This is a genomic window from Sphingobium indicum BiD32, from assembly GCF_000382885.1.
GTDB lineage: Bacteria > Pseudomonadota > Alphaproteobacteria > Sphingomonadales > Sphingomonadaceae > Sphingobium > Sphingobium japonicum_C.
This window is the reverse complement of sequence record NZ_CAVK010000002.1, coordinates 1-23,146: the sequence shown is the minus strand read 5'-3', so window position 1 is coordinate 23,146 and position 23,146 is coordinate 1. Positions and strand designations below refer to the sequence as shown.

General features: G+C 63.1%; 23 protein-coding genes and 1 tRNA gene. 13 read left to right on the top strand and 11 right to left on the bottom strand.

Features of this window, described 5'->3' with window-relative positions; all coding sequences use genetic code 11:
• Window positions 1-31 precede the first annotated feature (31 nt).
• The 6 genes from EBBID32_RS00120 (at window position 32) to EBBID32_RS00095 (ending at window position 9,212) form a co-directional block, all read left to right on the top strand.
• Window positions 32-2,248 (top strand): TonB-dependent receptor, encoded by a 2,217-nt coding sequence (locus tag EBBID32_RS00120; protein WP_006948622.1) that lies wholly within the window; start codon window positions 32-34, stop codon window positions 2,246-2,248.
• A gap of 76 nt (window positions 2,249-2,324) precedes the next feature.
• A complete protein-coding gene (locus EBBID32_RS00115) occupies window positions 2,325-3,188 on the top strand; it encodes an alpha/beta hydrolase (protein ID WP_006948621.1) in 864 nt (287 codons plus the stop codon).
• Between the two features lie 17 nt (window positions 3,189-3,205).
• Entirely contained in the window at window positions 3,206-4,513 is a 1,308-nt protein-coding gene (locus EBBID32_RS00110) for a family 1 glycosylhydrolase (RefSeq protein ID WP_006948615.1), read from the top strand.
• On the top strand, window positions 4,514-4,942 hold the full coding sequence (locus EBBID32_RS00105; RefSeq protein ID WP_006948611.1) for a hypothetical protein: 429 nt from the start codon (window positions 4,514-4,516) through the stop codon (window positions 4,940-4,942).
• Window positions 4,939-5,868 (top strand): alpha/beta hydrolase, encoded by a 930-nt coding sequence (locus EBBID32_RS00100; protein ID WP_006948610.1) that lies wholly within the window; start codon window positions 4,939-4,941, stop codon window positions 5,866-5,868. The genes EBBID32_RS00105 and EBBID32_RS00100 overlap by 4 nt, the downstream gene beginning before the upstream one ends.
• Window positions 5,869-5,885: 17 nt before the next feature.
• Window positions 5,886-9,212 (top strand): glycosyl hydrolase, encoded by a 3,327-nt coding sequence (locus EBBID32_RS00095; protein WP_006948608.1) that lies wholly within the window; start codon window positions 5,886-5,888, stop codon window positions 9,210-9,212.
• 4 nt (window positions 9,213-9,216) lie between these two features.
• Here EBBID32_RS00095 and EBBID32_RS00090 read toward each other — a convergent pair whose 3' ends face one another.
• From EBBID32_RS00090 to EBBID32_RS00075, 4 genes are read right to left on the bottom strand one after another with little or no spacing between them, the layout of a single operon-like run.
• On the bottom strand, window positions 9,217-9,975 hold the full coding sequence (locus tag EBBID32_RS00090) for a TIGR02186 family protein (protein ID WP_006948603.1): 759 nt from the start codon (window positions 9,973-9,975) through the stop codon (window positions 9,217-9,219).
• Window positions 9,975-10,889, bottom strand: coding sequence for a sulfite exporter TauE/SafE family protein (locus tag EBBID32_RS00085; protein ID WP_006948602.1), 915 nt, complete (start codon window positions 10,887-10,889; stop codon window positions 9,975-9,977). The genes EBBID32_RS00090 and EBBID32_RS00085 overlap by 1 nt, the downstream gene beginning before the upstream one ends.
• 59 nt (window positions 10,890-10,948) lie before the next feature.
• Window positions 10,949-12,016 carry a hypothetical protein gene (locus EBBID32_RS00080; RefSeq protein ID WP_006948601.1) on the bottom strand — a complete coding sequence of 356 codons (1,068 nt, stop codon included), beginning with the start codon at window positions 12,014-12,016 and terminating at the stop codon, window positions 10,949-10,951.
• Window positions 12,013-13,401, bottom strand: coding sequence for a glycosyl transferase family protein (locus tag EBBID32_RS00075; protein ID WP_006948600.1), 1,389 nt, complete (start codon window positions 13,399-13,401; stop codon window positions 12,013-12,015). The genes EBBID32_RS00080 and EBBID32_RS00075 overlap by 4 nt, the downstream gene beginning before the upstream one ends.
• Window positions 13,402-13,523: 122 nt before the next feature.
• Between EBBID32_RS00075 and nhaA the strand changes: the two genes are divergently transcribed.
• Both nhaA and EBBID32_RS23900 read left to right on the top strand, forming a co-directional pair.
• Window positions 13,524-14,717 carry a Na+/H+ antiporter NhaA gene (nhaA, locus tag EBBID32_RS00070; protein ID WP_006948599.1) on the top strand — a complete coding sequence of 398 codons (1,194 nt, stop codon included), beginning with the start codon at window positions 13,524-13,526 and terminating at the stop codon, window positions 14,715-14,717.
• Between the two features lie 117 nt (window positions 14,718-14,834).
• Window positions 14,835-15,014: a hypothetical protein gene (locus EBBID32_RS23900; protein WP_006948597.1), complete on the top strand. Its 180-nt coding sequence runs from the start codon at window positions 14,835-14,837 to the stop codon at window positions 15,012-15,014.
• Window positions 15,015-15,026: 12 nt separating this feature from the next.
• On the opposite strand, the gene EBBID32_RS00065 is transcribed toward EBBID32_RS23900, so the two are convergent.
• Entirely contained in the window at window positions 15,027-15,425 is a 399-nt protein-coding gene (locus tag EBBID32_RS00065) for a low affinity iron permease family protein (protein ID WP_006948589.1), read from the bottom strand.
• A 75-nt stretch (window positions 15,426-15,500) separates the two neighbouring features.
• Here EBBID32_RS00065 and EBBID32_RS00060 point away from each other — a divergent pair, with 75 nt between their 5' ends.
• From EBBID32_RS00060 to EBBID32_RS00045, 4 genes are all read left to right on the top strand, one after another.
• Entirely contained in the window at window positions 15,501-15,824 is a 324-nt protein-coding gene (locus EBBID32_RS00060) for a hypothetical protein (protein WP_006948587.1), read from the top strand.
• Between the two features lie 146 nt (window positions 15,825-15,970).
• Window positions 15,971-17,170, top strand: coding sequence for an ADP-forming succinate--CoA ligase subunit beta (gene sucC, locus EBBID32_RS00055; protein WP_006948585.1), 1,200 nt, complete (start codon window positions 15,971-15,973; stop codon window positions 17,168-17,170).
• A gap of 97 nt (window positions 17,171-17,267) precedes the next feature.
• Entirely contained in the window at window positions 17,268-18,017 is a 750-nt protein-coding gene (locus EBBID32_RS00050) for an electron transfer flavoprotein subunit beta/FixA family protein (RefSeq protein ID WP_006948583.1), read from the top strand.
• On the top strand, window positions 18,014-18,943 hold the full coding sequence (locus EBBID32_RS00045) for an electron transfer flavoprotein subunit alpha/FixB family protein (protein WP_006948580.1): 930 nt from the start codon (window positions 18,014-18,016) through the stop codon (window positions 18,941-18,943). The genes EBBID32_RS00050 and EBBID32_RS00045 overlap by 4 nt, the downstream gene beginning before the upstream one ends.
• A gap of 56 nt (window positions 18,944-18,999) precedes the next feature.
• Here the strand turns inward: EBBID32_RS00045 and EBBID32_RS00040 are convergent, their stop codons facing one another.
• The 6 genes from EBBID32_RS00040 to EBBID32_RS00015 form a co-directional block, all read right to left on the bottom strand.
• A complete protein-coding gene (locus tag EBBID32_RS00040) occupies window positions 19,000-19,362 on the bottom strand; it encodes a glycine zipper 2TM domain-containing protein (RefSeq protein WP_006948578.1) in 363 nt (120 codons plus the stop codon).
• On the bottom strand, window positions 19,362-19,559 hold the full coding sequence (locus EBBID32_RS00035) for a hypothetical protein (protein WP_006948576.1): 198 nt from the start codon (window positions 19,557-19,559) through the stop codon (window positions 19,362-19,364). The genes EBBID32_RS00040 and EBBID32_RS00035 overlap by 1 nt, the downstream gene beginning before the upstream one ends.
• Before the next feature lie 96 nt (window positions 19,560-19,655).
• Window positions 19,656-19,868, bottom strand: coding sequence for a hypothetical protein (locus EBBID32_RS00030; RefSeq protein WP_006948573.1), 213 nt, complete (start codon window positions 19,866-19,868; stop codon window positions 19,656-19,658).
• A gap of 77 nt (window positions 19,869-19,945) precedes the next feature.
• On the bottom strand, window positions 19,946-20,161 hold the full coding sequence (locus EBBID32_RS00025; protein WP_006948571.1) for a cold-shock protein: 216 nt from the start codon (window positions 20,159-20,161) through the stop codon (window positions 19,946-19,948).
• A gap of 328 nt (window positions 20,162-20,489) precedes the next feature.
• A tRNA-Met gene (locus EBBID32_RS00020) sits at window positions 20,490-20,566 on the bottom strand.
• Between the two features lie 97 nt (window positions 20,567-20,663).
• Window positions 20,664-21,500, bottom strand: coding sequence for an alpha/beta hydrolase (locus EBBID32_RS00015; RefSeq protein ID WP_231382060.1), 837 nt, complete (start codon window positions 21,498-21,500; stop codon window positions 20,664-20,666).
• Between the two features lie 139 nt (window positions 21,501-21,639).
• On the opposite strand from EBBID32_RS00015, the gene EBBID32_RS00010 reads away from it, so the two are divergent.
• Entirely contained in the window at window positions 21,640-23,049 is a 1,410-nt protein-coding gene (locus EBBID32_RS00010; RefSeq protein WP_006948567.1) for a circularly permuted type 2 ATP-grasp protein, read from the top strand.
• Window positions 23,050-23,146: the final 97 nt, after the last annotated feature.

Sequence of the window (23,146 nt, the reverse complement as noted above, 5' to 3'; positions counted from 1 at the left end):
GACCCAATTAAAAAGAAGGGGAGGAGTTACCATGCGTAAGTTCACTATTTCGATCGCGGCGCTCGCCAGCGCGAGTGTCTTTGCCTTGGCCGCACCGGCTATGGCGCAGGATGCCGCGCCGCAGGCAGCGGCGGAAGAGGCAAATTCCGACATCATCGTCACCGCCCAGCGGCGGCAGGAAAAGGTGACGGAGGTTCCCATCTCCATCACGGTCGCCAGCCAGGCGCAGCTGGAACGGCAACAGGTCAATAACCTCAACGACCTGAACCGCGTTGCGCCCGCGCTGGAAATCCAGTCGGCTCCGGCCCAGAATACGGGTGGCGGCGGTTCCATTCGCGGCATCGGCACGCAGAGCTTCTCGCCCGGTGCCGTCGCTTCGGTCGGCGTCGTCGTCGATCAGGTGAGCCAGGGCAATGCCAACATCTCCGACCTGTTCGACGTGTCGCGGATCGAAGTGCTGAAGGGGCCGCAGGGCACCTTGTTCGGCCTGACCACCTCGGCCGGTGTCATCAACATCACCACCAATGCGCCCGATCCCACCCAGTTCAGCGGCCGGGTCCGCACCGAACTATCCGATCAGGGTACGGCTGGTTCTAAATATGGGCAGCAGGTGATCCAGGGCGTCATCAACCTACCCGTCAGCACCACCAGCGCGCTGCGCGTGTCGGGCATGGCCAATCTGCGTCAGGGCGTGAACCGCAACGCGACCACGGGCGACTGGAACGACGTCAACCGCTATGCGGTGCGTGGCCGCTATCTGTGGAATGTGACCGACGATCTGACCTTCAACCTTCTGGGTGACTGGTCGAAGGGATCGACCGAAAATGGCGGCGACTTCTTCACCTTCCTGTCGAACACGGCAGCGAACACCGCGCTGCTCAACAGCTGCGGCATCACGACAGGCGAAGGCAATCAGAATTATTGCCTCGGTGCGGCCAACGAGTTCAGCAGCAAGTTTGAAGGCTGGGGTGGTTCGGCCCAACTGGAATATGATGCAGGCCCGCTGACGCTGACGTCCATCACGGCCTATCGCAAGAATGAGACGAGCAATACTGGCGGCAACATCTACCGCGCGGACTCGCTGGCTTCGACGCTCAGGAGTGGCGCGACCGCCACGAACATCCGCCTGTTCACGCAGGAATTCCGTGCGTCGTCCCCCAGCAATTCGACCTTTGAATATACGGTCGGTGCCTTTTACTCGAACCAAAAGACGGTGCAGCAGCCTGAGCGATTCACCATTTCGGTCCGACTGCCCAACGGGATCGTGATCCGTCCGGTCGACTCGCTGGGGGCGCTCAACGAAATCACCGATGAATCGCTCGCGGTGTTCGGGCAGGGCACGTTGCATGCGACAGACAGTCTGCGCGTGATCCTGGGCGGTCGCTATACCGGTGGTCGTCTGTCGCTCGACCGCACCGATGCAGCCAATGGGTCCAAGAGCTTCCAGATCCTCAACGTCGATCGCATTTCGTGGCGCACTGGCCTGCAATATGACATCAACCGTTCGCTGATGGCCTATGCGACCGCGTCGCGCGGGTTCAAGGGCGGTCAGATCGCCGTGCCGACCGCGCCGTTGCTGCCTTATGTCGTGCAGCCCGAAGTGCCGATGTCCTACGAAGCGGGGATGAAGGCGACCCTGTTCGGTGGTGCGGTGCTGGACTACAGCCTGTTCTACAGCAAGATCAAGAACTTCCAGGCGCAGGAATGTGTCGTCAATCCGGTTACGGCCCAGCTCGTCTGCGCCCAGACCAATATCGACGGCGTCAAGACCCGCGGTGCGGAAGTCAATCTGTTCGGCCGCATTTCGGATCGTCTGTCGATGAACACCGGGTTCATCTACACCAAGGCGACCTATCCGGGTGGTTTCATCGGCAATGACGCGACCAATATCGGCGGCAAGCAGCTGGCCTATTCGCCGCGCTACAAATTCACCCTGTCGGGCGAATATGAGCAGCCGTTGACGGCGGGTCTGAACGGCTTCCTGGCAGCCGATACGATCTGGAAGTCGCGCATCCGTTACCAGAATACGTCGCGTGCCGAAGAAACCTTCCGTGCGCACTGGACGGTCGGTGGCCGCGTGGGCGTGCGGAGCGAGGATGAGCGCTATTCGGCTGGTCTGTTCGTGCGCAACCTGTTCAATGTTCATGAACCTTCGCTGCTGCAAAGCAATTTTGGTTCGGGCGTCGGCGCGATCTACGGGCCGCAGTCCTTCCGTCAGGTTGGCCTGCAACTCGACGCGAAATTCTGATGATGAAGGGGCATGGCGGCGCGTTTTATGTCGCCATGCCCTGTCTGTTTGAACCGGGGCGGCTAGGATAGAGCGCATGAGCGACATCAGACATGCAATAGCTGCCATGGGGACCGGCCTTGGTCCCGACGTTCTGACGCAATGCCGCGCGCTGTTCGATACGGAGCAGTCCGCTTTTCAGGCCGCTGTGCCCGTGACGCAGGGCGACATTGCCTATGGTCCGCATGAACGGCACCGGCTGGATATCTACGCGCCGCTGGACGCGACCGGCCCCGCGCCGGTGTTGGTGTTCGTTCATGGTGGTGGGTTCCTGAAAGGGGACAAAGGTTCGAGTGAGGGCGGAGCGGATGCCTGGCCCAACGCCAATGTCGGGCGGATGGCGGCGCAGGCGGGCTTTGTCGGCGTGGTCATCAATTACCGGCTCGCCCCCGATCATATGTGGCCTGCCGGGGCTGAGGATGTTGCGGCGGTCGTCGCATGGCTCAAGGTCGATGTTGCGCAGCATGGCGGGGATCCCGATCGGATCGTGCTGGCCGGAACGTCGGCGGGGGCGGTGCATGTTGCGGGCTATCTCAAGCTGGCGGGCGACGCGGATATTTGCGGCGCGGTGCTGCTGTCCGGGCTATATGGCTATACCCCGCTGGATGAGCGGGACATGCTCTATTATGGCGATACAGCGCTCTATCCAGAGCGAATGCCGATGGAGGCTGTCGCTGCGACGAACCTGCCTTTGTTCGTCGCCTGCGCCGAATTTGATCCGCCCAGGTTCCAGGCTGAATTTCTGGGTCTGATGCAGGATCGGCTGGCCCGTCACGGCGCAACGCCGCGCGCGACCATCATGACCGGCCACAATCATTATACGATGCCGATGCATCTCGGCACGGCCGACAAAAGGCTGGCCGACGAAATTTGCGCCTTCGTGCGCGATATAAGCCATTGAACAGGAGAGAGACCAGCATGTTGGACCGCCGGACATTGATCGCCGCCGGTGCCGCGATGATCGCTGCGCCAGCCAGCGCCGCGCGCAAGGTCGCTGCCAGCCCCGCCTTTCCCAAGGATTTTCTGTGGGGCGTGGCCACGGCGCCGCACCAGATTGAAGGCAATAATATTGCCAGCGATTTGTGGTTTCTGGAAAATCAGCAGCCCACCATATTTGCCGAATCCTCTCGCGACGCCTGCAACAGTTTTGCGCTGTGGGAGAGCGATCTCGACATCGTCAGGAATATGGGTCTCAACTGCTACCGCTTCGGCATCGAATGGGCGCGGATCGAGCCGGAGAAGGGCTTGTTCAGCCAGGCGATGCTGAACCATTATAAGGCGGTGATCGAGGGATGCCGGGTACGGGGCCTCGCCCCGGTGGTGACGATGAGCCATTTTACCGCGCCGCGCTGGTTCAGCGCGCAGGGCGGCTGGACCAACCCGGAAAGTGCTGACCTGTTTGCGCGCTATTGCGACCGGGCGATGCGGGCGCTGGGCGCGGGTATCCACAGCGTCATCACCTTCAACGAACCCAATATTCTGTTGCTGCTAAAGCCCATGCTGCCACCGCAGATGTGGGAGATTCAGAAGCTGACACTGGAAACGGCGGCCAAACGCATGGGCGTCCAGAAATTCGTGTCCGCCAATGTCGCGGGGGTCGATGATCTGCCCGCGCTGCAAAAGGGGCTGCTGGCCGCGCACCAGGCGGGCAAGGCCGCGATCAAGGCGGTGTGGCCGGACCTGCCCGTCGGCTTCTCGCTCGCCATGATGGACGATCAGGCGGTGGGCAAGAACAGCCAGCGCGACGCGATGCGGCAAGAACTCTATGGCGCTTGGCTGGACGTTTCCAAGGCCGACGATTTCATGGGCGTCCAGAATTACGAGCGGGCGCTGTGGACCGACAAGGGCCGTCTGCCCGCGCCCAAGGGATCGATCGTCAATTGGGGCGGCACCGAAGTGTGGGCGCCTTCGCTGGCGGGCGCGGTGCGTTATGCGCATGAAGCCACGGGTGTGCCGATTCTGGTGTCGGAACATGGGGTTGGCACGACCGATGACAGCATCCGTCAAACCTTCATTCCTGCCGCACTGGCGGATCTCAAGAAGGTGATCGACGACGGCGTGCCGGTGCAGGGCTATTGCCACTGGTCGCTGCTCGATAATTTCGAGTGGATTTTCGGCTATAAGCCCAAATTCGGCCTGCACAGCGTCGATCCCGTCACCTTTGCCCGCACCGCCAAGCCCAGCGCAGCGGTCTATGGCGCAATCGCCCGTCGAAACGCGGTCTAAATGCGCGACCCTGTCCTCTCGATACCGCGGGAAGCGGGGATCAGCTTTGGCATCAATGCGACGCTGAGCCTTGCCTTTTTCCTGGCTGTATTCGGGCTGGAGCAGCGTCCGCTGTCGTGGGCGATGCCCGATGCGCTGGCGTTTGACTTCGTGCCGCAGAGCATGGCGGTATCGCTGATGAGCGCGCTTGTTCCCGCGCTGATCGCCCGCAAGCGTTTTGCCATGGCCATTGGGCTGCGATCGATCGTGCTGCGCGCGATCGGTTTCTCGTTGGCAGGGGCTGTGCTGGGCGGACTGATCGCTCTTCTGATGGAGCGTGCCGGTTTCGCCCCGGTCCATTGGTCCATCGCACTCGCTGTGAAGCTGGCCTATGGCGGGTCGCTCGGCGCACTCATAACAAGCCTGACCTTGCAGAGGATGACCCGATGAAATTGCTTTCACTGGCCTTGGCACTCGCCATCGCGACGCCTGCTTTTGCGCAGCCCAATGTGCGGATGGAGAGCGTGCCAGCGCCCGATCAGAGCGCGGCGATCGCCCTCTATCCCGACCAGCCTGTTGTCGCAGCGGGGCAGGATGAACAATGGTCGCATATGCAGGTGACGATCGGCACCAATGCCATGGACAATATCATGGTCCGCAATGTCGTGCGGCCGACCATCACTCCCTATCTGCCCGATCCGGCCAAGGCGACCGGTGCCGCCGTCATCGTCGCGCCGGGCGGCGCATTCATGTCGCTGTCGATGACGGGGGAGGGGAGCGATGTGGCGCGCTGGCTGGCCGACCATGGGATCGCGGCCTTCGTGCTGAAATATCGGCTGAACGCGACGCCGCGGAACGACAAGGCATTTCTGGGTGCGATGGGCGCCCGTTTCGCCGATGCGGCCAAGCCCGGCGCGGTGCGGACCATCGAAGAACCGCGCGCGACGCAGGACGCGCTCAAGGCGCTGGCGATCGTGCGCAGTCGCGCGGCGACCTGGGGCATCGATCCTGCCCGCATCGGGATGATCGGCTTTTCGGCAGGCGCAATGACCACGCTCAACGCCACGCTGGAGGGGAAGGGCGAGCAGCGCCCGGCCTTTATCGGCTATATTTACGGTCCGATGACGCAGGTTGCCGTGCCTGCCGACGCGCCGCCGATGTTCAATGCGATTGCGATGGATGACGGCCTGTTCAAGGGGCAGGGGTTCGCCCTTGTAGAAGGCTGGCGCAAGGCAGGGCGTCCGGTCGAACTCCACGCTTATGAACGGGGCGACCATGGCTTTGGCGCGGGCAAGCCCGGCACCACCACCATGGGGCTGATGCCGCAATTTTTCGCCTGGATGGAGGCGCGCGGCCTTCTGACCAAGCGTCCCTGATCTTGAGGAATCCAGCGATGTCCAAATCCCTCCGCCTTGCCGCGCTGCTGGCCTGCACCGCTTTTGCGACCCCGCTTCGCGCCGACGATCTGGCCGACGGCTTCCGCAATCCGCCGCAGTCGGCGCGGCCGCGGGTCTGGTGGCACTGGATGAACGGCAATGTCACCAAGGACGGGATCGACAAGGATCTCGACTGGATGGCGCGCATGGGGATTGGCGGGGTCCAGAATTTCGACGCCAGCCTCCAGACGCCGCAGATCGTGCAGGAACGGCTGGTCTATATGACCGATGGTTGGAAGGATGCTTTTCGCCATGCGGTCAGGACAGCGGACGCCAAGGGGCTGGAATTCGCCATCGCCGCGTCGCCGGGCTGGAGCGAGACCGGCGGTCCGTGGGTGAAGCCGCAGGATGCGATGAAGAAATTGGTCTGGTCCGAAACGCTGCTGGCCGGCGGTCAGCGCGTCAAGGGCGCGCTGGCATCGCCGCCATCGGTGACGGGCGGGTTCCAGAGCGCGAAATTCGTCGATCCGCTGGCGACGGGCGCTGACGTCGCTCCGCAACCTGCATTCTATCGGGACGCGCTGGTGCTGGCTTATCCGGTGGTGGCGCAAAGCCTACCGACCCCGACCATCAGCCAGGGCGATGGCCAGCCTGTCGATGCTGCGCCATTACTCGACACTGAGCTGGACAGTGTAGTGCAAGTGTCAAAGGGCGATCCGACCAGGCCCGGCGCGCTCGTGCTGGATTATGGCAAAGCTGTCACGGTGCGGTCGGCCAGCCTGTTCGTTCCCCATGCACGGCCGCCCTTTGGCGACCCGGAATATCTGCCCGCGCTGGAGGTGGAGAAGGACGGGAAATGGCAGCGCATCGGCCTTTTCCCGCTGACCGAGGCAACGACCACGATCGGCTTTGCGCCAGTGACCGCGCGTCGCTTTCGGCTGGTGCTGGCCGCCAATGACGGGGTGAAGGCACCCAGCCTTGGCGATGGTGCGCCCGGCGCGATGAGTTTCAACATCTTTGCTCAGCCGCCCAGGCCGACGCTGGCGATCGGCGATCTGCGCTTGTTCGCCGAAGCGAAGATCGACCAATATGAGGCCAAGGCAGGCTTTGTGATCGTCGCGGATTATAACAGGCTGAGCGATGGCGTGGCGCCCGGCGGCCCGGCAGTCGATCCCGCGCGCGTTATCGACCTTAGCAGTCGCCTGGCGCCCGACGGCACGCTGGACTGGACCGCGCCCAAGGGCAGCCATTGGCGCATCGTCCGCATGGGCTATTCACTGACCGGCAAGACCAACCATCCCGCAACCCCCGAAGCGACGGGGCTGGAGGTCGACAAATATGACGCCGCCGCCGTGCGCCGCTATCTGGAAACCTATCTGTCCATGTATCGCGATACGGTCGGTCCCGAATGGATCGGCGACAAGGGTATAAGCGCGCTGTTGACTGACAGTATCGAGGTTGGCGCGTCCAACTGGACACCGCGCATGGTCGAGGAATTCAAGACGCGGCGCGGCTATGATCCGGTGCCGTTCCTGCCGACGCTGACCGGTACGATCATCGGATCGCCCGCGCAAAGCGACGCCTTCCTGCATGATTATCGCCAGACCCTGGCCGACCTGCTGGCCGACGCCCATTATGGCACGGTGGCGAAAGTCGCGCATGAGCAGGGGTTGAAAGTCTATGGCGAGGCGCTGGAAAATGCGCGTCCGGTGCTGGGCGATGATCTGGCGATGCGGTCGCATACCGACGTGCCGATGGCAGCGATGTGGACCTTCAACCGCGGTGGCGCCCCCCGGCCGACGCTGATCGGCGACATGAAGGGGGCTGCGTCGGTCGCCCATATTTATGGCCAGAATATCGTATCGGCCGAGAGCATGACATCGGCCTTCTCGCCCTGGGCCTTTGCGCCGTCGGATCTGAAGCGCGTGATCGACCTGGAATTTGCGTCGGGGGTCAACCGGCCGATCGTCCATACGTCGGTCCATCAGCCGGTCGATGACAAGGTGCCGGGGCTTAGCCTGATGATATTCGGCCAATATTTTAACCGGCATGAAAGCTGGGCGGAAATGGCCAGGCCGTGGGTCGATTATATGGCGCGCACCGGCTTCCTGCTCCAGCAGGGGCGGGACAGCGCCGATGTCGCCTATTTCTATGGCGAGGACACGCCGATCACGTCGCTGTTTGAACATGGCGTGCCGACCGACCTGCCGACCCGTTACGCCTATGATTTCGTCAATGCCGACATTTTGGCGAAGAAACTGACGGTCGAGGGCGGGGAACTGGTCGCGGGCAGCGGCGCACGCTACCGGGCGCTCTATCTGGGCGGTACGAGCCGGGTGATGACGCTTGCCACGCTGCAGCGGATCGCTGCGCTGGTCGATGCCGGGGCGATACTGATCGGCATGGCCCCCGAACGCGCGCCGGGGCTGAAGGATGATGCGGCTGCGTTCAAGGCACTGGTCGATCGGCTGTGGCGCGGCGGTGCTACGGGCAAGGGGCGCGTGATCGCCAGCCGCGATGTCGAAGGCGCGCTGGCCAGTGCCGGTGTCGGTCCCGATTTCCGGGTGACACAGGGTGGAGCTGACAGCGATTATCGCTTCGTCCATCGCAAGCTGGCCGATGGCAACCTCTATTTCGTCAACAACCGCACCGACCGGGCCGGGCCGATCGAGGCGCGATTCCGCGTGACCGGCAAGCAGCCCGAAATCTGGCGCGCGATCGATGGCAAGGCAGCGCCGATCTCCTATCGCACCGAGGGCGGCGAGACGGTGATCATGATCGACGTGGCGGCGGAGGATGCCTTCTTCATCCTGTTCCGCACGCCTGCCACCGCGCCGTCAATGACGGTTCCGGTGAAGGTTGCGCAGACGGTCGGAACGATCGCTAGCCCGTGGAGCGTGCGCTTCCAGCCGGGACGCGGTGCGCCGGAGGGTGTCGAGATGCCGACGCTAACGCCGCTGGAGGCCAGCGCCGATACGGGGGTCAAATATTTCTCTGGCACCGCGACCTATACCGCCCGCTTCACTTTGCCCAAGGGGATCAAGCCGGGAGCGCCGTTGTGGATTGACCTCGGCAAGGTTGGCGATCTGGCGCAGGTCAGCGTCAACGGACAGGCGGCAGGCACGGTCTGGCTGGCCCCCTATCGGCTCGACATCGGCAAGCTGGTCAAAAAGGGCGCCAACATATTGGAAATCAAGGTAGCGAACCTGTGGGTCAATCGTCTGATCGGCGACCAGCAGCCGGGTGCGCAGAAGCTGAGCTTCACCGCTGCGCCCACCTATATGCCCGACGCACCGCTGCGGCCGTCCGGGCTGATCGGCCCGGTGACCTTGTTGGGGGAATAGTCCGTCATATGCGCCGGGCAATCGCGCCCGCAGCCCATCCCATCCCGACCGCCAGCGCAATGGCGGCCAGGCCATAGAGGAAGGACCATTGCTCCGCCGCTGCTGCCATAAATTGTTCAAAACCCGATTTGCGCACGGTGATGTCGCGGACGGCGGCGGCGACCACGCGACCGTCCTGCACCAGAAAGGTCTCGGCGGTATAATCGCCCACGATGACGCGCGCCGAAAGTGGCAGGCGCGCGCGGTACAGCACGCCGTCGCTGATTTCGACAGTGCCGGGGCGTTCGACGAACAGGCCGGATCGTTCGCGCAGGTCGACCAGACCCTGCTGAAACCGGCTCAATTCCGCGCTTTCGTTGAGTGAGGAGGGCGACAATTGCAGCTTGTCGACGCCCAGTTCGTAAATGGCGGCGGTGCGCTGATCGACGATGCGGTCGATCGGGCGGGATGAGGCCATGGCGTAGAAGCTGGGCGCGGAGCGGAAGCTGGCGCGATCCGCATTGACCCAGATGCCCGCGACCTTCTGCTTTTCGCGCATGGTGATAGACTGTTCCGGTCCTTTGAGCACGACGACAATGTCGGCGGGCTTTTCCGGGCGGGTGCCATCGGGATAGACGATCGCGCCAAATAGCAACAGGTCCGCACCGGTGAAGCTATACTGGATTTCGATGTCGCGCTGCGACACGTCCGGCACCAGTTGCGGTGCGTTGGCTGCCACCAGTAGCAGCGCGGGGGCCAGCCGCCAAAGATCCCGCCGCTGCATCAGCTCAGCTCGATCGTGAAGATTTCATCGGGCCGCCAGCCCAGCCCCAGCGCCATGCGCGCGGCGACCAGCAGGACGATCAAAGCCAGCAGAACGCGCAGATATTCGGGCCGGATCGTCATCGACAACCGGGTGCCGACCTGCGCGCCGGTGACGCTGCCGATCAGCAGCAGCATCGCCAGGACCAGATCGACCGCCTTGGTGGTCATGGCGTGCATCATCGTCGTCGCCATGGTGACGAACAGGATCTGGAATAGTGATGTGCCGACCACCGACTGGGTGGTCATGCCCAGCAGATAGAGCATGGCGGGCACCAGGATGAAGCCGCCGCCCACGCCCAGCAACATCGTCATAATGCCGGTCGCCATGCCCAGCAGCAGCGGCGCGAGCGGCGAGATATAGAGGCCGGAGCGATAGAAGCGCCAGCGCATCGGCAGAGCGGCGACGAGAGGATGGTGCCGCCGCTTGCGGGCCTGAACGCGCTTGCCGGTCTTGAGCGCGACCAGTGCCTGGATCGATTCCTTGGCCATCAGCAGGCCGATGCCACCCAGCATCAGCACATAGAGGATGCCGATGACCGTATCGATCTGCCCCAGATATTGCAGCAGGCGGAAGATCAGCACACCCAGTCCCGCGCCCACCACGCCGCCTGCGATCAGGACGCCGCCCATGCGGAAATCGACCGTGCCGCGCGATATGTGGGTGAATACGCCCGACACGCTGGCCCCGGTCACCTGCGATGCGGCGGATGCGGCGGCGACGGTCGGGGGGATGCCGTAAAAGATCAGCAACGGGGTCGTCAGAAAGCCGCCGCCCACGCCGAACATGCCCGACAGCAGGCCGACAATCCCGCCCAGGCCGATAATGACTAGCGCGTTCACCGAGAGATTGGCGATGGGCAGGTAAAGATCCATGGCCTGTCCGGGGGTAGTGGCAAAACGTGTCAAGTGAAAGCGGCGCGATGCACCTGGCGTCAAAAATCCGCCGCAAGGGTGATGGCCAGGCCGGAGGCGGGGGCCGCGCGACCGGCGATGCGTGCCCGCCATTCGACCGCGATGCGCGCCGGGACGTTGGGCAATGGCAAGCGGATTTGCATTTCCGGGCCGATGTCGAGCCGCTCGACATCGGGCTGCGCGCCGCCGGACAGGGCCACGCCGATGCGCAATTTTGTCGTGTTGACCGGCGAGAGCAGCGAGAGTTTTCCGTCGATGAAAGCGTCGCGCCGGTTGAAGCCGACCATGCCGGCCTGCGCATAGGCCTCCGCCTCCAATCCGTTTCCGACCGGTATGGGGCCAAAACCGCCGACCGCCATTAGCGTCGTCGCGTTGCGCGCGCCCTGGCCCAGTGCGATGCGGCGTTCGATAGCCAGACTGACGGGGATGGTGCGGACGGGCTGGATCGCCAGCCCAATGGCGGCTTCTGGTGCGGCGGGGCGCTGGAGCGCGCTGGTGGCGCGAACGTAAGCGACGCTGCGGCTTTTGGCGGTCGCGATCAGATCATAGTCGATGCGTAGCCCGGCCTGCGACGCGCCCAGTCGGCTGATGACCGCATCGGTCGGGGCGGCGCCGTTGTCCCGCCACAACATCCATGCGCTGCCATGCCAGCGATCCGGTCGTGTCGGCGCGGCCAGAAGGAGCGGCACGGGGGAGGGGGATAGGCCCGCGCGATCATAGTCCGGGTCGCTGGCATAATGGCGATTGGCAAACGCCATGGAGAAGGCGATGAAATCCAGCAGGTCGACCGGCATTGCGTCGAGGGCTTGGGTGGGACGGGCGGTCGACAGGGCCGGGCCGATGGACGGCACGAGGGACGCCATATGGGTGGCCCACTGGCGGCGTGGCGAAGCGATGGCTTTGTCCGGGGCGTCCCCCCGCACCGTCGGCGATGGCATGGGCAGGCGCTCGGTTGCAACGGCTGCAAATTTTTGGGGCGGTGCCAGTGGCAGCGGCGGTCCCGGCTGGCTCCACAGGCGCATCGCTACCCAGCCGACCATCACCAGGCCAAAAAAACGGAGCGGGCGGCCACTGGCGGATGCGATCATGGATCGGACCGCATGTCGGGAAAGCGATGCTGCGTCTTGTCCCATTTTAACGGCTGGCCAAGCAAGGAGCGGACATATTGGAAAATGGCACGGCGGGCCGCGAGGATGGCGATATAGTTGGCGATCAAGGTGCGTGGCACTGCGCCCAGCCCGTAGCGCCAGCCATAGGCCTGCCCGACGAACAGCGCACGCATCAGGCCGCGCCAGCTCATCAGGCCCATATTGACCCACAGCAACGCTATGATCGTGGGTGAAAGCGGGCGGGACGGAATCGGCAGGATGAGGCTGATCAGCCAGAGCATCCCCCATAGAGCCACAGTCACATAGGCCGCGAACAGGACGAAGGCGGACAGGGCGGCGCGCCGGTCGCGCAGCCGCATCCACCATTCGGCCGGTCCGCCGCGCCAGCCCATCCTGTCCCATCCGGCCAGCGAAATGCCCACGATCCAGCGGGCCTTCTGCTTGACCGCACTGTCGATCGTATCGGGGAAATATTCGCGGGTCGCGACCAGTTCACCGTCGGCGTCGCGCATCCGCACGAATATGCCGCGCCCGCCATTGTCGCGAATCCGCAGTCCCGCCTCATAATCCTCCGTCAGTGATGACGGGTCGAACGGACCATGGGCCGGATCGTCGGCCAGCTCGGCCAGCGTATCCCGCTCGAACGCGCAGGCGACGCCTGCGGACGGGACCGATGCACCCAGGGCTTCGCGCACGGTCAGATATTTGCCGTGGCTTTCCGCAAACTCGTCGCAATAGTGATTGGCGATGGCGCGGGCGAGCCAGGTGCCGCGACCGGGAAGCGGCAGAACGGGCAATTGCACCAGCTGGAACCGGTCGATCAGCACGTCGAACAGGCGGATTTCGTCGGCATGGACGACATCTTCGGCGTCATGCAAAACAATCGCCTTGTAACGAAACCCGCCGCGTAGTTCATCGTCCAGCATGGCACGCCACAGGACATTGAGGCAATCGGCCTTGGTCGTGGGGCCGGGATGCGGATTGATGCCCAGCAGGATGCGGGGTTGGCCCTGCGCGACGGTGGCGATGGCGTCGATAGTCGCGCCATCATTGGGATAGGCGCCAACGAAGATGCGATAATCGGTCGTGCCCCAGCGGCCGAGCGCATGGCGCAGCATCGGCCCGATCACCTCTGCCTCTCGCCAGGCGGGGACGAAGATGGCGATCCGGCCGGGCGTCGGCGATGGCGGCAGGGTCGCGCTGGTCATCCGGGCATGGCGGACATAGATGAACAGGTCGCGCCACGCCTTGCGCGCCAGAAACAGCAGGTCGACCAGAAGATCGTCGATCCCGCCAATGGCAAGGCCCACCACGGCGAACAGCAGGATTTCATGATGAAGCATCGCAAGGCCTGCGACCAGCATGTCCCCCAAAGCCTTGACCCCCCTGCCTCGACAGGGGAAAGGATGGCATTGGATTCAGTGGCTTCCAAGTCTTTTGCGCAATTTGTGCAAACGAGCCGCGACAAAATAGGACGAACCGAAAGATGATGAAGCCCGGCCCATCGGTGTTGCGCGAATTTCTGGCTGGCCAGGCGGGCAGCGCGGTGTTGCTGATGATCGCGGCGTCGCTGGCCATGCTGCTCGCCAATTTGCCGGCTGCGGGGCATTTCTACCATGACCTGATCCATGCGGAGCTTGGTCCTGTCCTGACCCCGAAGCTGGGACCGATGACGGTACATCTGTGGATCAATGACGGGCTGATGGCGATTTTCTTCCTGCTGGTCGGGCTGGAGATCAAGCGGGAGTTTCTGGACGGCGGACTGTCGACCTGGGAGCGGCGACGGCTGCCGATAATCGCGGCCATTGCGGGCATGGTGGTGCCGGCGCTGGTCTATCTGACGGTAACCGGCGGGCAGGCGGAACTGGCCGATGGCTGGGCTATACCGGCTGCGACCGACATTGCCTTTGCCATTGGCGTGCTGGCGCTGTTGGGCGATCGGGCACCCGCCTCGCTCAAACTGTTCCTGACGGCGGTGGCGATCGTCGATGATATGGGTGCGGTGGCGATCATTGCACTGGTCTATACACAAGGACTGGATCTGGCGGCGCTTGCCGGGGCGGCGGCTGTGCTGGCAGTGATGCTGGGCATGAACCGGGCGGGGGTGAAGGCGCTGATCCCCTATCTCATCGGTTTTGCGCTGCTCTGGTATCTGATGCTGTTGTCGGGCGTCCATGCGACGGTCGCGGGCGTGCTGGCCGCGATGACGATCCCCATCCGCTGCACCCCTGGCGCTCCCGATGCGGTCGACAGTCCGCTGCACCGGCTGGAACATGGAGTGCATCCCTGGAGCGCCTATCTGATCGTGCCGTTGTTCGGTTTTGCCAATGCCGGGTTGACGCTGAATGCACAGGTTTTTGGGGCATTGCTGGCTCCGCTGCCACTTGGCGTCGCTCTCGGCCTGTTTTTGGGCAAGCAGATCGGCATATTCGGAAGTGTCTGGATCGCCACGCGCTTGGGGATCGCGGAGCGGCCGACGGCTGCGAACTGGACCCAGGTCTATGGCATGGCGATGCTGTGCGGCATCGGCTTTACCATGAGCCTGTTCATCGGCGCGCTCGCCTTCCCCGGATCGGCGCTGCTGGTCGAAGAGGCCAAGGGCGGTATTTTGATGGGGTCATTGGCGTCGGCACTGGCCGGCTATGTCCTGTTGCGCTGGATCGCGCCGACGACGCGCTAGGCCGGTTCGCCAAGGCGATATTCTTATGCTATACTCTGCCCGCTGCTTTTGCGTGTCCTGCGCAAGATGGCCAATAATCGACCAATCTTCGAGGAAAAACACCAGGAGAGGGCGAAGATGAGTATGGAGACGGATGTCAATTATCTGCTGCATCGCCAGCAGATGTCACTGATCCGCGCGCAGGCGAGTCCTTCGCAAGAGGGGCGCAGCGCTTATGAGCATATGGCGCAGCGCTATATCGAGCAGATAGACGCCTACCGGCAGGCCAATGTAAAACTGATCGTCCGCGCCCATTAAAGGGTGCGGGCGTCAGCGTCGCTGGAGCAGGCGCTCGATCGCCTGATGATGGGCGGCGTCATCGCCACACTCCTTTTCCAGCACGGCCTTGATCCGTTGCAATTCATCTTCGGTCAGATGTTCAATGCCGATAAAGTCGTTGCGCGCATTGTCCACGGCGCGGATCAATTCGTCCAGCTTCGCCTGAATCGCTGATCCATCTCGATTTTGCGCATTCTGGATCAGAAACACCATCAGGAAGGTAACGATGGTGGTGCCGGTGTTGATGACCAGCTGCCATGTGTCGGAATAGTGGAAGATGGGACCGGTCGTCACCCAGACCAGCACGATCGTACTTGCCAGAATGAAGGCCAGCGGCTGCCCGGCCCAGCTGGCAACCCGGTGCGACAGGGCCGTAAAAAATCTGTCCATGATGCTGCCATCCTCCGCGCACCGCGATGCGGCGCATTTATGCTGCGTTCAGGCGCTTGTTGCCATGAAGCGTTTATGACAGCCATCGCTTTCCGTGTCCTTGCCTGCGCCCTTGGCGCATCCCTGCTGGCCTCCTGCGCCACCGTCTCCCCCGAATCGCGTCTGCGCACCGGGTTGCTGGAAGCCGGACTGTCGCCCCGGATGGCGGGCTGTATGGCGGAGCGTATGGTTGATCGGCTCAGCCTGATGCAATTGCGGCGGCTCCAGTCGCTGGCATCGCTCCGCAAGTCTCACATCGAGCAGATGAGCGTCGATCGCTTCCTCTACAAGGTGCGCGCGCTGGAGGATCCGGAGATTTTCCTGGTCACCAGCAAGGCGGCGATCGGCTGCGCATTTTAAGCCCTATTTTGCAATAATCCGGACCAGCACTCCGCAAAGGTTTTGCAATTTTGCAAAGTCGTTTTGCGAAATCACTCTGGCCCTGCAATCCCGTCTGTGCTTTAGCCGTCGCCATCACGGTTCGACGGAAAAGGACGGCACGCTCCATGAATATTCATGAATATCAGGCGAAAGAACTGCTCGCGAAATATGGCGCGCCGATCGCCGCAGGCTATGCCGCCTTCTCGGTCGAGGAAGCTGTCGAGGCCGCCAAGAAGCTGCCCGGACCGCTTTATGTCGTAAAGTCGCAGATCCACGCCGGTGGCCGTGGCAAGGGGAAGTTCAAGGAACTGCCCGCTGACGCCAAGGGCGGCGTGCGCCTCGCCTTCAACCTGGACGAGGTGAAGGCCCATTCGACCGACATGCTGGGCAACACGCTGGTGACGATCCAGACCGGCGACGCCGGCAAGCAGGTCAACCGCCTCTACATCACCGACGGCGCCGACATCGACAAGGAATTCTACCTTGCTCTGCTGGTCGATCGTGGCAGCAGCAAAGTCGCATTCGTCGTGTCGACCGAAGGCGGCATGGACATTGAGGAAGTCGCCCATTCGACGCCTGAAAAGATCCACAGCTTCTCGGTCGATCCGGCGACCGGCTTCATGCCGCACCATGGCCGTTCGATCGCCGCTGCGCTGGGCCTGACCGGCGATCTCGCCAAGCAGGCGTCCAAGGTTGCCTCGTCGCTTTATGCGGCCTTCCTCGACACCGACGCGGAGCAGATCGAAGTCAATCCGCTGGCGCTGACCAAGCAGGGCAATCTGCTGGTGCTGGACGCCAAGGTCGGCTTCGACGGCAACGCCATGTTCCGCCACAAGGATATCGCGCAGCTGCGCGACCTGACCGAGGAAGATGCGGCCGAAGTCGAAGCCTCCAAATATGACCTCGCCTACATCAAGCTGGACGGCAATATCGGCTGCATGGTCAACGGCGCGGGCCTGGCCATGGCGACGATGGACATCATCAAGCTGAACGGCGAATTCCCCGCCAATTTCCTGGACGTCGGCGGCGGCGCCACGACCGAGAAGGTGACGGCGGCGTTTAAGATCATTTTGCAGGACCCGGCGGTCAAGGGCATCCTGGTCAACATCTTCGGCGGCATCATGAAGTGCGACATCATCGCCGATGGTATCGTTGCGGCGGCCAAGGAAGTGAACCTGTCGGTTCCGCTGGTGGTTCGCCTGGAAGGCACCAATGTCCAGCAGGGCAAGGATATTCTCGCGGCTTCGGGCCTGGCCATCGTCCCTGCGGACGATCTGGGTGACGCGGCGCGCAAGATCGTGGCGGAAGTGAGGAAGGCAGCCTGAGGCCGCTTTTCACCTGAACTGACACCATTTGGGTGCGGGTGGTCCGGTTACGGACTGCCCGCGCCCGTGTTGGCGTTTATAATGGAGGATGTTGGAAATGAAGATCCTTGTGCCCGTCAAGCGGGTCATTGACTATAATGTGAAACCGCGGGTGAAGGCCGATGGAACGGGCGTCGATCTGGCGAACGTCAAGATGAGCATGAACCCGTTTGACGAGATCGCGATCGAGGAAGCCATCCGCCTGAAGGAAAAGGGCGTGGCGACCGAGGTGATCGCGGTGTCGATCGGCGTGGCCAAGGCGCAGGAAACGTTGCGCACGTCGCTCGCCATGGGTGCCGACCGCGCGATCCTGATCCAGACCGATGAAGAGGTTGAGCCGCTGGGCGTGGCCAAGCTGCTCGCCAAGGTGCAGGAAGAGGAAGGCGCAGGCCTGATCATCCTGGGCAAGCAGGCGATCGACGATGACAGCAACCAGACCGGCCAGATGCTGGCGGCGCTGCTGAACCTGCCGCAGGGCACGTTTGCCAGCAAGGTCGAGGTCGAGGGCGACAGCGTGTCGGTGACGCGCGAAGTCGATGGCGGGCTGGAAACGGTCAAGCTGTCCACCCCCGCAATCATCACCACCGACCTGCGCCTGAACGAGCCGCGCTATGCGTCGCTGCCCAACATCATGAAGGCGAAGTCCAAGCCATTGGCGCAGAAAACGCCTGCCGATTATGGCGTGGACATCAGCGCCCGGCTGGAAACGCTCAAGGTCGTCGAACCGCCCAAGCGCACCGCCGGCGTCAAGGTCGCCGATGTCGATGAACTGGTTGCCAAGCTCAAGGCCATGGGAGTTGCCGCATGAAAACGCTCGTCTGGGTTGAACATGACGGCGGCGCCGTCAAGGACGCCACTCTTTCCGCCGTCACCGCCGCTGCGAAGCTGGGTGAAGTGCATCTGTTGGTGGTGGGTGAGGGCGTCAGCGCCGTTGCCGATGCGGCGGCGAAGATCGCAGGCGTGGGCAAGGTCCATGTCGCCGACGACGCGGCCTTTGGTCACGCGCTGGCCGAGAATGTCGCGCCGCTGATCGTCGAACTGATGGGGCATCATGACGCCTTCGTCGCGCCCGCCACCAGCAACGGCAAGAATATCGCGCCGCGCGTTGCGGCTCTGCTCGACGTGATGCAGATCAGCGACATATTGTCGGTCGAGAGCGAGGATACGTTCACGCGGCCCATCTATGCGGGCAATGCGATCGCGACGGTCAAGAGCAAGGACGTCAAGAAGGTCATCACCGTGCGCGGGACGGCCTTTGAAAAGGCGGAACGCGAAGGCGGGTCGGGCGTGGTGGAAGCCGTGGCTTCGACCGGCGATAAGGGTCTGTCGAGCTTCGTCGGCGCCGAGATCGCCAAGCTGGAGCGGCCTGAACTGACTAGTGCCAAGATCATCGTGTCGGGTGGCCGGGCGTTGAAAGACGGGCCGACGTTTGAGGAAGTGATCTTCCCGCTGGCCGACAAGCTGGGTGCGGCGGTTGGTGCGTCGCGCGCCGCGGTCGATGCGGGCTATGTCCCCAACGACTATCAGGTCGGGCAGACTGGCAAGATCGTCGCGCCCGAAGTCTATGTCGCGGTCGGCATTTCCGGTGCGATCCAGCATCTGGCCGGGATGAAGGACTCAAAGACCATCATCGCGATCAACAAGGATGAGGATGCGCCGATCTTCCAGGTGGCCGATATCGGTCTGGTCGGTGATCTGTTCAAACTTGTGCCGGAACTGACCGGCAAGCTGTAACCAGCGTGACGCAGCAGGAAAGGGCGCGGCCAGCGATGGCTGCGCCCTCTTTCATGTCATTCGCAGTTGACGTCATTTTTGTCGATGGCCCGGCCAGCCAACGCACCGGCGCCGCCACCCAGGATGGTGCCGAGCGTTTTCGAGCCGCCCGGAGCGATGATGTTGCCGAGTACCCCGCCAGCGAGTGCGCCGACTATGGTGCCGGTCGTGCCGTCGTCGCGCTTGCAATAATAGCGGCCATCGCGGTCGCGGTAGATCTGGTCATTGTCGCGCAACTGGCGGCGTTGATAGCGGGGTGGTGGGCCACGGCGGTCGCTGGGTCGGTCATAGCCGTAGCGGTCATTGCCACCACCGTCGGAGACGCAGGCACCCAGTGGCAGCACGGCAACCAGAGCTATGGCGAGAAGGGGCTTGCGCATCACGACACCAGCGGCGTGGCGCTGTGGGTCACGGGCGTTGGGGGGCTGGAGTCGGCGGCGCGCTGGTCGGACAGGTCGGCCTTGGCCTGATTGTAGCGGGCGACGAGGTCGTCGCGGAACTGGTCCAGCTTGCCGTCGTCATATAATTTCTTGCCGACATAACCGGCGATGGCACCGAAAATCAGAGTGCGGATCATGGGGTGGCTCCTTTGTTGGTGTCTAAGATGTCGGCCAATGAACGGGCGGCGACGCCATGGGTTCCGGCGGAGCGGACAACAAAGAGAGCGGAGAAATTACTCGGCGGCGTCAGCCAGGCGCTCGGCGCGGGCGTCGGCGGCGGCATTTTCGCGGCGGGCGCGGGCGGTGTCGGTCAGGTCCTGACGCTGGGCCATGGCCAGCCAGGCGGCTTCGGCGCGGAGGCAGCGATCGCGGACATTGGCCAGCGTCGCGGCGTCGGCGTCGGTCCGGGCTTGCGCGGCGAGGCTATGATAGTCGGTAACGGCCATGAGGCTCTCCTCAGGATCAAGGGAAGAATGGGCCGGGCGCGAAGGATGACCCCCGCGCCCGATCCGGGCCGTCCGAATTATTCGGCGTGGGCGATGTTCACAGCGGCCATCTTGCCGCGCTTGTCCTGCTCCAGATCATAGGACACGCGGTCCTTTTCACGCAGGGTGGCCAGGCCAGCGCGCTCGACGGCGCTGATGTGAACGAATGCGTCTGCACCGCCATTGTCGGGGGCAATGAAGCCATAGCCCTTGTCGGCGTTGAAGAACTTGACGACGCCAGTGATGCTGCTCATAAATTATTCCTTCTTTCTGGGCGGCGCGTCCCGTGTGGACGAACCGGGTTGCTAAGGGGCAGGGAAAGAAGGAAGTAGGTGCCGCAAAGCGCCGAAAACCGTCGATTTGCGACTGTAGCAACGCCTATGTAGGGCAGGCAGTGGCAAATAGCAAATCGCATGACCGCAGTTGACCCTGCGGGCAGCGCGATTTGCCCGTTTGTGTGCCCGGCTCTGGTTGCGCGGGCGCATCCCGCGATAAGGTTGATCTGTCCGCAATCGACGCGGCGACGCTCGATAGCCAGCGGCCCAAGGCAGCGGACATGCGTTCTGATAAGTATCTGAAAAATGGTAGCGGAGGAGGGACTTGAACCCCCGACACGCGGATTATGATTCCGCTGCTCTAACCAGCTGAGCTACTCCGCCCCATGGGGCCGCGCGGGGTGTGTGGCCCTGCGGTGAGGCGGCGCTATACGCAGCGGGGGCGGGTCGGTCAACGGGGGTAATGCGGGTGGCACACAACTTATTTGCGGCGCACGCTCCAGCCTGCGGGCAGCGCGACCGGATAGGCCATTATCGCGCCCGAATCGATCGCACCCACGGCCTCGCTCACCAGCGGGCCAAGCTGCGCCATGTCGGGATTATGGCCGGCGCCCGGTACGGTCAGCAGGGTGGCGGGCGTCCCGGCGGCAGCGAACAGCGCGTCGGCCTGGTCCTGCTCGACCCGGTCGTCGGCAGTACCCAGCATCATGACCAGCGGAGCGTGGATCTTTGTCGCCGCATCCAGATTATTCCATTTGTCGGGCAGCAGCAGCCCGACGCCGCCGGGGGCCGATTCTTCCAGCTTGTCGAAGGTGGAAAGCGTGACCACGCCCGTCACCGGCACCGTCGCTCCGACATGCAGCGCTACCGCGCCGCCCAGCGAATGGCCGACCAGAAAGACATGCGCGTCCGTTCCGACGATTTGCCGTGCCTGCGCCACGAAGGCGCGACCGTCGGCCACCAGCCCCGCCTGTGTCGGGCTGCCCGGATTGCCGCCAAAGCCGCGATAGGACACGACGATGACATGATCGCCGCGCCCGGTCAGATGTTCGGCATAGCGGGCGGCGACCCCCTGGTTCGATCCGCGCCCGTGGAAGAAGAGGATGACGTCGGGGTCGCCAGGATCGCCCGGCCAATAATAGCCGGTCAGCGAGAGGCCATCCTCGGTCCGCACTGGCAAAGGCTGAGGCGGCGTTTTTGTCCATTGCGCCACGCTGATCGGTGTCGCGTCCGACTTGTAGATTTGCTCGCGCACGCTCGATGCGCAGGATGCCAGCATCAATGCCGCCGCGATCAGCCCTGTTTTTCTGCCCTGCATCATCATTCCCATGCCGTTCGGGACCAGGAATAGCGCAATAGCAGGGGTCCGCGCGATTTTTCTGTTGCAATCCCTTTTGCGCCAAGTCCTAATGTTGCAACGCACAACCGGCCATATTGGCTGAGGGAGGATCGACAACTTGCCCTTCCATGAAATGTTTGAGCCTGATGGTTCGATACGCCCCTGCTACGCTGAAGTGCAGAAATGGGTGGAGCGAACGGGCATTTCCGGGCTTAACCGTCGACTGGACGAGGCAGAGGCGATTTTCCGCCGCATCGGCATCACCTTCGCCGTCTATGGCGAGGGCGGCGATCCGGAACGGCTGATCCCCTTCGACCTGCTTCCCCGCATCTTCACCGCGCAGGAATGGCGCGTGCTGGACAAGGGCATCCGCCAGCGCGCCCGCGCGCTCAACGCCTTCCTGCACGATGTCTATCATCGCGGCGAAATCGTGAAGGCCGGCATCATGCCCGCCGACATCATCTATCAGAACAGCGCCTATCTCGCCGAAATGGCTGATTTCTCACCGCCCGGCAAAGTCTATAGCCACATCGTCGGCATCGACATCGTCCGCACCGGGCCGGGCAGTTTCGAGGTGCTGGAGGATAATTGCCGAACCCCGTCGGGCGTGTCCTATATGCTCGAAAATCGTGACATCATGACGCGCATGTTCCCTGAACTGTTCGCGCAGGGGATTGTGGCTCCGGTCGATGATTATCCCGCCGAACTCTTGAAGAGCCTGAAGGAAGTCGCGCCGCCTGCGTGCAAGGGCGATCCGGTCGTCGTCGTGCTGACCCCCGGTTCGCTCAACAGTGCCTATTATGAGCATAGTTTCCTGGCCGACCTGATGGGCGTCGAGCTGGTCGAACCGGCGGACCTGTTTGTGGATGAAGGCCGGGTGTGGATGAAAACCACGCTTGGCCCCAAGGTGGTCGATGTCATCTATCGCCGCATCGACGACGAATATCTCGATCCGCTTGTGTTCCGCCCCGACAGTCTGCTGGGCGTGCCGGGCATCTTCAACGTCTATCGCAATGGCGGTGTGACGCTGGCGTCGGCACCGGGGGCTGGGATCGCTGATGACAAGGCGGTCTATATCTATGTGCCGGAAATGATCCGCTTCTACCTGGGCGAGGCGCCGATCCTGGACAATATCCAGACCTGGCAATGCGGAAAACCCGACGAATGTGCCTATGTGCTGGAAAATCTGCACGATCTGGTGGCCAAGGAAGTCCATGGATCGGGCGGCTATGGGATGTTGATCGGGCCGAAATCGTCGAAGGACGAAGTGGAGGCCTATGCCGCCCGCATCCGTGCCGATCCCGGCAAGTTCATCGCCCAGCCGACGCTGGACCTGTCCACCGTGCCCACGCTCGGCCCGGCCAGCGTCGTCGGCCGCCACGCCGACTTCCGCCCCTATTGTCTGGTCGGCAAGCAGTTGCGGCTCGTCCCCGGCGGCCTCACCCGCGTCGCGCTGACCGAAGGGTCGCTGGTGGTCAACTCCAGCCAGGGTGGCGGGGTGAAGGACACCTGGGTCATGCAGGATTGATGGGGATGCAGACAACAGTCTCATGTCTTAATATCCTCCCCTGCAAGGGGAGGGGGACCGTTTGCGTAGCAAATGGTGGAGGGGTGTCACCCTATCG

Excerpts from the sequence above, each read along its gene's own strand:
- EBBID32_RS00120 (WP_006948622.1), top strand. The coding sequence starts at position 32 with ATGCGTAAGTTCACTATTTCGATCGCGGCGCTCGCCAGCGCGAGTGTC.
- EBBID32_RS00115 (WP_006948621.1), top strand. The coding sequence starts at position 2,325 with ATGAGCGACATCAGACATGCAATAGCTGCCATGGGGACCGGCCTTGGT.
- EBBID32_RS00110 (WP_006948615.1), top strand. The coding sequence starts at position 3,206 with ATGTTGGACCGCCGGACATTGATCGCCGCCGGTGCCGCGATGATCGCT.
- EBBID32_RS00105 (WP_006948611.1), top strand. The coding sequence starts at position 4,514 with ATGCGCGACCCTGTCCTCTCGATACCGCGGGAAGCGGGGATCAGCTTT.
- EBBID32_RS00100 (WP_006948610.1), top strand. The coding sequence starts at position 4,939 with ATGAAATTGCTTTCACTGGCCTTGGCACTCGCCATCGCGACGCCTGCT.
- EBBID32_RS00095 (WP_006948608.1), top strand. The coding sequence starts at position 5,886 with ATGTCCAAATCCCTCCGCCTTGCCGCGCTGCTGGCCTGCACCGCTTTT.
- EBBID32_RS00090 (WP_006948603.1), bottom strand. The coding sequence starts at position 9,975 with ATGCAGCGGCGGGATCTTTGGCGGCTGGCCCCCGCGCTGCTACTGGTG.
- EBBID32_RS00085 (WP_006948602.1), bottom strand. The coding sequence starts at position 10,889 with ATGGATCTTTACCTGCCCATCGCCAATCTCTCGGTGAACGCGCTAGTC.
- EBBID32_RS00080 (WP_006948601.1), bottom strand. The coding sequence starts at position 12,016 with ATGATCGCATCCGCCAGTGGCCGCCCGCTCCGTTTTTTTGGCCTGGTG.
- EBBID32_RS00075 (WP_006948600.1), bottom strand. The coding sequence starts at position 13,401 with ATGCTGGTCGCAGGCCTTGCGATGCTTCATCATGAAATCCTGCTGTTC.
- nhaA (WP_006948599.1), top strand. The coding sequence starts at position 13,524 with ATGATGAAGCCCGGCCCATCGGTGTTGCGCGAATTTCTGGCTGGCCAG.
- EBBID32_RS23900 (WP_006948597.1), top strand. The coding sequence starts at position 14,835 with ATGAGTATGGAGACGGATGTCAATTATCTGCTGCATCGCCAGCAGATG.
- EBBID32_RS00065 (WP_006948589.1), bottom strand. The coding sequence starts at position 15,425 with ATGGACAGATTTTTTACGGCCCTGTCGCACCGGGTTGCCAGCTGGGCC.
- EBBID32_RS00060 (WP_006948587.1), top strand. The coding sequence starts at position 15,501 with ATGACAGCCATCGCTTTCCGTGTCCTTGCCTGCGCCCTTGGCGCATCC.
- sucC (WP_006948585.1), top strand. The coding sequence starts at position 15,971 with ATGAATATTCATGAATATCAGGCGAAAGAACTGCTCGCGAAATATGGC.
- EBBID32_RS00050 (WP_006948583.1), top strand. The coding sequence starts at position 17,268 with ATGAAGATCCTTGTGCCCGTCAAGCGGGTCATTGACTATAATGTGAAA.
- EBBID32_RS00045 (WP_006948580.1), top strand. The coding sequence starts at position 18,014 with ATGAAAACGCTCGTCTGGGTTGAACATGACGGCGGCGCCGTCAAGGAC.
- EBBID32_RS00040 (WP_006948578.1), bottom strand. The coding sequence starts at position 19,362 with ATGCGCAAGCCCCTTCTCGCCATAGCTCTGGTTGCCGTGCTGCCACTG.
- EBBID32_RS00035 (WP_006948576.1), bottom strand. The coding sequence starts at position 19,559 with ATGATCCGCACTCTGATTTTCGGTGCCATCGCCGGTTATGTCGGCAAG.
- EBBID32_RS00030 (WP_006948573.1), bottom strand. The coding sequence starts at position 19,868 with ATGGCCGTTACCGACTATCATAGCCTCGCCGCGCAAGCCCGGACCGAC.
- EBBID32_RS00025 (WP_006948571.1), bottom strand. The coding sequence starts at position 20,161 with ATGAGCAGCATCACTGGCGTCGTCAAGTTCTTCAACGCCGACAAGGGC.
- EBBID32_RS00015 (WP_231382060.1), bottom strand. The coding sequence starts at position 21,500 with ATGCAGGGCAGAAAAACAGGGCTGATCGCGGCGGCATTGATGCTGGCA.